This window comes from Phocaeicola faecalis (assembly GCF_021730445.1).
GTDB classification, from domain to species: Bacteria; Bacteroidota; Bacteroidia; order Bacteroidales; family Bacteroidaceae; genus Phocaeicola; species Phocaeicola faecalis.
This window is the reverse complement of record NZ_JADNRM010000029.1, coordinates 18,649-27,418: the sequence shown is the minus strand read 5'-3', so window position 1 is coordinate 27,418 and position 8,770 is coordinate 18,649. Positions and strand designations below refer to the sequence as shown.

Annotated in this window: 3 protein-coding genes and 1 pseudogene; all 4 read right to left on the bottom strand. The window is 39.6% G+C overall.

The genetic code is table 11. The features are described from left to right. Positions 1–1,895, bottom strand: a pseudogene (locus tag IR173_RS17420) (M16 family metallopeptidase); the annotation flags it as partial. A 231-nt stretch (positions 1,896–2,126) separates the two neighbouring features. After that, positions 2,127–3,971, bottom strand: a complete 1,845-nt coding sequence (locus IR173_RS17415) for a hypothetical protein (protein ID WP_237040783.1) — start codon at positions 3,969–3,971, stop codon at positions 2,127–2,129. 31 nt (positions 3,972–4,002) lie between these two features. Further along, positions 4,003–5,604 carry a RagB/SusD family nutrient uptake outer membrane protein gene (locus tag IR173_RS17410; RefSeq protein WP_237040782.1) on the bottom strand — a complete coding sequence of 534 codons (1,602 nt, stop codon included), beginning with the start codon at positions 5,602–5,604 and terminating at the stop codon, positions 4,003–4,005. Between the two features lie 21 nt (positions 5,605–5,625). Further along, entirely contained in the window at positions 5,626–8,595 is a 2,970-nt protein-coding gene (locus tag IR173_RS17405; protein WP_237040781.1) for a SusC/RagA family TonB-linked outer membrane protein, read from the bottom strand. Between the last annotated feature and the right edge of the window lie 175 nt (positions 8,596–8,770).

The following is an 8,770-nucleotide window of genomic DNA, read 5'->3' as shown; positions in this document are numbered from 1 at the left end:
TGTCACATACAGATAGCTGTCATCGGCATCCACGACACACGTCGCATTCAGCTTGCTCAACTCCTCCTTCAGCTCTTGGGGCTCGAAACTTCCCATGATACCGGCATTGTTCATCAGCGAGGCGGCATATTCAAGGCGGGGAAAGACTTCCGAGCCGACACCGTATTTCAATAATAAGGTGAACACTTCGTTATCCTCATTCCGGGTATAGTACACATGGGAGTAGTCATTGAGTTTGCGTTCCTGCACCTTGCTCCAGTCAACAAACTTTTCCTCCACCTTATTGATGGCCATGTTCTTGAACTGCCGGGCATATAGGGAGGACTGTCCTACGGGAGGCTCGATGGGCTTATAGTCAGGCTTCTTAATCTTCTGACCCTTATCCGGCTTGCCCTTTTCATTGTAAATGGCAAGGTAATTGTCCGTCAGATACTCTCTCGCAACCCGTTTGATATCATCAACGGATATTCCCATGACAACATCCTTATAATTCAACACCTGGTTGATGTCCCGCTCATNGATATTCCCATGACAACATCCTTATAATTCAACACCTGGTTGATGTCCCGCTCATTGATAAAGGCATCCTCCAGAAGGCTGGCCTTGAAGTTGTTGGACTCCATACGCAAGTCGAAATCCCGACACATGCCGGCTTTGACGGCTTCTACAACCCACGGTTCGAAATCACCTCTGGCTATCTGTTGGACAGCCTTCAACAACTTCTTCTCGACACTTTTATTGGATTCAAAACGTCTTTGGTTATTATCATAGGAAGGGACACCGGTAATGATATTCCTTCCCTGCTCACGGAAGGTCACGGGGGAGGCATCCCCTCCCAAAAGCTCACCGTCAATCGTCAGTTTGTTCAGCAGGCCGGTCTGGTTGGTATTGCTGAGCAACTGCATACAAATCTCCAGCGCGGTCTCATCCCGATGGCCGTTCTTCACCCCCTTATAGACCAGCATGACAGAGGGATACTGGGAAAACTTGGTGTTGTATTGCACACGCCCCTTGATGTCCAAGTCAGGATACACCTTACGCTCGGGAGTGGCCTTGGGCTGCAGCTTGCCGAAAGCTGCGGCAATGCGTCCCATTATTTTCTTGGTATCGACATTCCCCACCAGAATAAGGGCCATATTCTCCGGGGTGTACCAGTCGTCGTAGAATTTGATAAGCTGGCTCAGGCGGGGATTCTTCAGATGTTCCCCCAAACCAAGTATTGACCGTGAGTAGGGATGGCCGGCAAAGGCCTGCTGCATCATAAACTCACTGGTCTGGCGGCTGGGATTGTCCTTGCTGCGGTTATACTCTTCATAAACGGTTTCCAGCTCATTCTGGAATGTACGGAAAACAGGGTTCACAAACCGTTCGGAAGAGATTTCCAGCCATTTGTTTATCTGATAGGGAGGAAAAGTGTTATAGAACACGGTGTAGTCCAGACTCGTTCCGGCGTTAAGGCCTGTTCCTCCCATCCCTTCAATGAGTTCGGAGAACTCATTGGAAAGGCTGAGTTTGCCTGCTTCAATAGTAAGGCGGTTTATTTCCTTTCCGATAGCTTCCTTTTGGACCGGATCGCTCTCCCCCGCCATTTCATCATATTTGGCTATGATCTCCTCATAAATCGGAGCTTCCTTGTCCCAGTCCAGGGCTCCGATCTTCTGTGTACCTTTGAACATGACATGTTCCAGATAATGGGCCAGACCCGTGTACTGCTCGGGGTCATTGACGGCACCCGTACGGACGGCGATTTCTCCAAAGACATCCGACTTGCCGGCATCCTCCCAGATAAAGACTGACATGCCGTTTTTTAACTTAAAGGCCTTTAGACCCTGTGCTTGTGCTTGAAAACAGAAACACATTGATAATAGAAGAAAGACATGAACGAAGTGTTTCATAAGATTGAGTTTATTGGTTATTNCCGGCATCCTCCCAGATAAAGACTGACATGCCGTTTTTTAACTTAAAGGCCTTTAGACCCTGTGCTTGTGCTTGAAAACAGAAACACATTGATAATAGAAGAAAGACATGAACGAAGTGTTTCATAAGATTGAGTTTATTGGTTATTATGTAGAGCCATATAACAATAGTGCACCCTTTTATAGGATGCACTATCATTTTATTGAGTTTTAGTATTTAAAGTTACGTACTTTAACCACTCTTTGAGTATCGACCTTTTGTCCTCTTACATGCATAATTCGATAATCAGGAACAGACATTAATGAATTCCCTGCAAAAACAGACTTCTGCAAAGAGTTCCAATTAAATGTAGAAACCGACCTGTTTGTTTTTTGCAATGCATTCATGTCTATTTTCCAAGCGCCATAGGTATTGGCTTTATACATCTTTTCACCTAAAACAATTGCTAAAGCCTCTTTCGGGAAAGTTATAATATTATTTTTATAAGTACCACATACTCCTGCAGCCTTAACCTCTTCCAATGTCTTTCCTTCATCCAAATAATAACCAGCCATGGAATATATACCAATCTCTGCATCTCCTAAATCTAGTCCTGTTGATTGAAGCTCTATATATACCCCTTCAGGATCTGTTGCATTAATTACAATATTATGATTTCCATCAGCAAATACTGCTCCTTCAACTTCTCCATAGAAACTTTCCGGTCCGTAAGGATTCTGCAAACGGAACATTCCGGGTTGCTCCTTATTCTCATATATTTCTACAGGATAAGAAGCTACGTCATCAGCACTTTCGGTCTTAAAATAAGAAGTGAATACAAAATCGTCTGTATAGCCACAATTGCCTAATGAAACCCAAGGATTCGGTTTACCTGCCGGTTCAAAATCAAATATTAACGCATTATGGAGTTGTACTTCTTCATTTTCATCATAAGTAACGGCTACAACTGTATATTTTCCTGTTTCAGACAGTGGGAATGCTATGCTATTGTCTCCTTTAGCTTCTGTTGATTCAATACTTCCGTCAATAATGCCATCAGCTACTTTTTCCACGTCCTTATCAGACAGCGCTCCGGCAGCTAATGAATATTTATAGAAATTCACATCCGTACCAGCAACGAAACCAATAACCGCATTGTCCTGTTTATCAAGGTCAATATAATTTCCTTTATTAGTCATTGTTATGCTATAATCATATTGTTTGAAACCATCCAATTGGAATGTTTCAATACCATTACCAAAAGTACCAGCTCCAACATAATAAATCAAATTTAAAGAAAACAGTCCTGTTTCAGGATTAAAAGTACATGGATATTTTTCGTAACTTCCCGTTCCCCCCTGAATATTATCAATATAATAAACGACATCAGAAACATAAACTGCACCATATGTACTATGAGTAGCCACCTGAGTTTCTCTATACACTTTAGCTTGGTTGGTAGACTTATTATAGTCAATAATAAGTTCTGTATCTTTATTTGCTCCCCATGGAGAGATTTTAAACTGAAATTGATTGGCATCAATCAAGGATTGTTTACGATAAATATCATAACTGTCTTTACCTCCCCAATACAATGAATATGTATAAACACCGGTACCAAATTTTTCCCATGCTCCCCAAGGCGCATATTGAACATTCAGAACCAACTCAGAATTACCATATTCAGAAAGTTCAGAGTTCCCGTCAATTACAAATGAAATCGGATATTTCTTTTCCGGTTCTAACTTGTCGAAATCAAAACTTACAGGTATTTCAGCTTTAGTCGTTCCTTCAGCAAAAGTTGCAGAAGACGGTATGGTGAAAATACCGCTTTCATCTTTACTAGTGACATTTACTGTTAACGCCCCTTTTGAAGATATACGATAAATACTCACCATAAAAGATTGCTGGCCTGTTTCCAATGAAACAGTCGATGCCTCATCTGTAGCGAAATAAACCTGTGCATTCTCCGGCTTTTGCGCCGGAGTATAATCAGCCTCCTCAGTACAAGATGTAATACCAACAACTGTACTCAGAAAGAGTAATGCAGATAATAATGTATTAATAGATTTCATAATGTTTCTTTTTATACGTTAGCTCAAATTATTATTCAGCTTTATAACAATCACTTGGATCGGGATTTTCATAACCGAGAAGTGCTTTGTTATTGTTCTCTTCAGTTTGAACGATACAAATGTTCATCCAAGCCGGACGAGTTGTAGTATTAAAACGTCCCATTGCATGATGCATACTTCCTTCGTAAGCACGAGTAACAGGTAAGTTCAGACGTTTGATATCAAAGAAGCTTTGTCCTTCTCCCCAAAGTTCCACTCGTTTTTGAAAAACAATTTCTTCTACGACATCATCCTGATTAGTCACTTTACATTCATAAGACGGATAACGATAACCCTTCATAAAACTATTTATTAAAGAGATACCATCTGATGCGTTTAAGTGCGCAGCAGCTTCCGCTTCGATAAAATACATTTCTTCTATACGCATTAATGGGAAAGAAGTTGCAGATCCTACATTATAGTCAGAAACATTTCCTGAACCCGGACGGAATTTTAAAGAAGCATACTCTGCCATATCTGCCGCACTAGCGGGATTGCAATATTCATTCTGACTTTCTAAAGTACTGCCTTTAGGGGCTTTCCATGAAAGTTTACGGAAGTCTTTGTCTGAAATCTTGTTGTAGAAGCGAACATCCGCCATCGGTACAGGACCGGCACCCGCATATCCATAAGCAGCCTCACCCGACATCCATGAAGTCCAGTTTATAATACCGGATTTAACAACATCATCTTCTTTTTGTACACTTGAGCCCCACATCCAAGATGTAGCGGAAATGTCATTAAAACCAGAAGTGGTATTAGTCCAATCAGCTTTACTTGTCGGTATATACTTGCCGGTATCGATAGCTTTACGTGCATATTCTTTTGCTTTTGCATAATCTTCGACCCACATGTATAAACGTGCTTTCAAGCCATAAACACAAGCCAAGTCAGGCAATGTTTTCTTTGGACGGCTGAAATACTTAATATATTCCTCTGCTTTGTTCAAGTCTCCTTCAATAAACTCAAACATCTTTTCACGAGAAACACGAGGATTATTTCGTGCTTCTTCCTCGGTAATAGTTTCTGTTACAATAGGTACAGTCAAATGCAATACGTCATTGCCATTCGAATTAACAGATGGAATCTTGTCATTTTCCAAGAACTCAAACATACGTGCCATATCAAGATAAATAAAAGCCCGATATCCATATGCAGCTCCTAAATATCCTAATAAAGTTTCATCAGTAGTGGTAGGGTCAACACCAGCAATCAATTTATTGCTGGTTTGAACAAACTTCCAGAAGTAATTCCAAATCCATTGTGTGGTCAGATAATTCGGACCTATATACTGATTATGTTCCCATGCTGAATAGTGGTCATAATTACTTTCATTAATGACCATTTCTTCTGTCATGACATCACGGACATGCATAATGGATCCATACCCCCAGTCGTAATCTCCCGCACTCCAGGTTTTGAAATCATTGGCAAAGGCAGGCATTGCCCACAACAAAGCTTCCGTTGCTTTTGAAGAAGAAGTTAATTGTTCGTCTGTTGCAGAGTTAGTAGGGAACGTTTCCTCAATACAACCGCTGAGCAGTAATGAAGAAGAGCAACATATACCCAATATGATTTTTGATATTTTTTTCATAATGTATAAGTCTTTTGTCATTTAAAATGTAACTGTGATACCTCCCGAAATAGTACGGATAGGAGCATAATAAGATGCTGTTCCTGAACCACTGATGCTTTGGCGCGGGTCTAATCCCTGACGTTTCGACCAAGTCCATACATTGTCACATGCCAAATAAATACGTAATTTTTCCAATCCCATTGGACGACATAAATTAGAAGGCAAAGTATAACCCAAGTTCAAATTCTGCAAAGTCAGATAAGAAGCGCTAGTCAGGAATCGGTCTGAAGAAGCTGCCGAATATGAATCTGCAAATTGGAAACGAGGTATGTTTGAATTAGGATTCTCAGGACTCCAAGCATTTAATAAGTCTGCATGCATTACATTTCCTTTTCCCTGAGAAGTAGGAGAATTCATAGCACTTTGATAGTCTCCATCATAGCATTGGCCTCCCAATTGATATGTAAAGTCTACAGAAAGGTCGAATCCTTTATAGGTAAATGTAGTACCGAAACCACCGTACACATCAGGCAGTGCAGTTCCACACAGGTAAGTAGTGGCATCTGAATATTTTGTTGTGGTTTCACGCTCTCCATAAGTACCATCCTCATTCTTCTTTTGTACATAATACAAAGCTTCACCATTCTCATTAACACCAGCATACTTTTTCAAATAGAAAGTATATAATGGTATATCTTCACCATAGAAGTAATTTCCACTAGAATAACCTCTTGTTCCATCAGGCATTGTCATCGTTTTGCGTTCTTCCGGCAAATATGTCACCTTATTCTTATAATTAGTCATATTTAAACGAATATCCCATGTAATATCATTTGTTTTGATAACAGTTCCATTCAACTCTAATTCAACACCTCTATTGCGCATATCACCAATATTTGCATAATAAGAAGTATAACCAAATGTAGGAGGCAATGGGAATGAGAATAACATATCACTCGTTTTACGATAGAAGAACTCTACACTACCCGTCAAACGTCTGTCGAATATTTCAAATTCTATACCGGCATTAAAGTTACCATTCGTTTCCCAAGTAATATCTTTGTTACCCATTGTTTCTGGCACAGCTGCCGGATTTCCACTGGAATTTCTAATGGTATATATATTTGCATAACGGTAATTACCAATGTTATCATTACCCTGAGAACCATACGAAGCTTTAAGCTTCAACATATTAATCCATGAATAATCAAACCAATCTTCTTTAGATATTAACCAAGAAGCACCGGCTGACCAGAAATTACCCCAACGATTATCCGGATGGAAGCGTGAAGAGGCATCGCGACGATAAGAAGCTGAGAAGAAATATTTCTCACCATAATCGTACATCACTCGTCCAAAATAACCCTCTCTATTCAATAAGGTAGTATAAGAGTCCTGTGAACCATCAGTAACGGCTCCGGCCAATTCATGATTATTAGGATCAAACATATTAGATTTGCTGGCATTCAAATTATAATATTCATATCTATTATATTCGTGACCTAACATTACATTAATATTATGTTTGCCTATTTCTTTTGTATAATTAAGCAACTGCTGGAAATTATATGCAAAAATACGAGCATGAGTCTTGCTTACAATACCGTTAGATGAAGCGTATGAACCGTAATATGGATTGGTTACTGTGGTAGAACGCCCCTCGTCTACATAAACATCATTAGTGCTGGTAAATTTAAAATCCTTCAAAAAACGGATTTCCGCAAACGCACTTCCACTAAAAGAGTTACCATTACCTTCTCTTGTATTTAATATTGCGTCAGACAATGCATTTGACTTGGTAAATGCGGGACGTTCCAAACCTGCATTTGTTTTATCACCATAGTCGTACATTTTAAGGCCATTTTTATCATACATGATGTTACCCTTTCCATCACGAATATACAATGGATAAATAGGTGCGATTCTAGTAGCAGCTGCAAACACATTACCAGATGAAGCAGAGCTACCATCCTCACCCAAAGAGTTTGAGTCATAATGAGTATATGATGAATTAACACCAATCTTTAACCATTTAGTAGCCTGATAGTCAGCTTTTATACGTCCGGTCAAACGGCTATAATCAGAATTTGGAGAGATACCTTCATTCTTTAAATAGCTGAATGATGTGTAAAAAGAGCCTTTGTCCGTTCCTGCCGCTACACTGAAATTATATTCTTGTCGAAGACTGGTTTTATAAGCTTCATCCAACCAATTGTCAGGAGTAAGTAAATAGTCTTGTCCGTTATAGTTGACCATATTACCCACAGTTGCATTCGGATTTAATTTTCCGTTTTCTCCAATCATATACTGACCTGTAGGAATTGTATATACATTATATCCTAAACCGTAGCTGTTTGAAGCACATAAATTTTGGTTTGCCAATAAATGAGCCTGGGCAGCGGAATATGATTTTTCATTCATAAAATAATCCTTTAATCCCTTATAATAAAGTTCATAATATTGTGCCGGATTATCAATCGTTTTGTAATCTTGAGTTGCACGTGTATTCACACCCCATTTTGCATCCAAAGTAACAGTAGCTTTTCCAGAAGTACCTTTTTTAGTAGTAATCATAATGACACCATTAGCGCCACGTGCACCATACAGAGCATTGGAAGCTGCATCTTTTAACACAGTCATAGATTCAATATCCTGTGAGTTAATGTTGTTCAAGTCACCTTCATAAGGAGTTCCATCTAAAATAATCAAAGGTGAGTTGCCTGCAGTAATAGAAGATATACCACGAATTAAGATTGAGGGGGAGTTTTTACCCGGTTGACCTGAGCTTGTTCTTATCTGCACACCAGAAACTTTACCAGTCAAAGCTTCGGTCGCATTTGAAGTCTGTACTTTTCCAATCTCATCTGCTTTTATCACAGATGCAGAACCTGTAAAAGCTGACTTTTTCGCTGTACCATAGGCTGTGACAATTACCTCTTCAAGGGTCTCAGTATCAGGTTTTAATGTAATATTCAAGTTGGGCTTTATTGCCACTTCTTGAGTCGCCATACCTATGAACGAAATTACCAAAGTCTTTGCAGAACTAAAATTATATATAACACGTTGATAATTAACTAATTATTAATATTGTCGTATGATGCTTATATCCACTGAATACTGCTGTGGCATTATAATCAATAGATAATTTCTACCTTAATTCTACCATGAAATAAGATTGTATTGG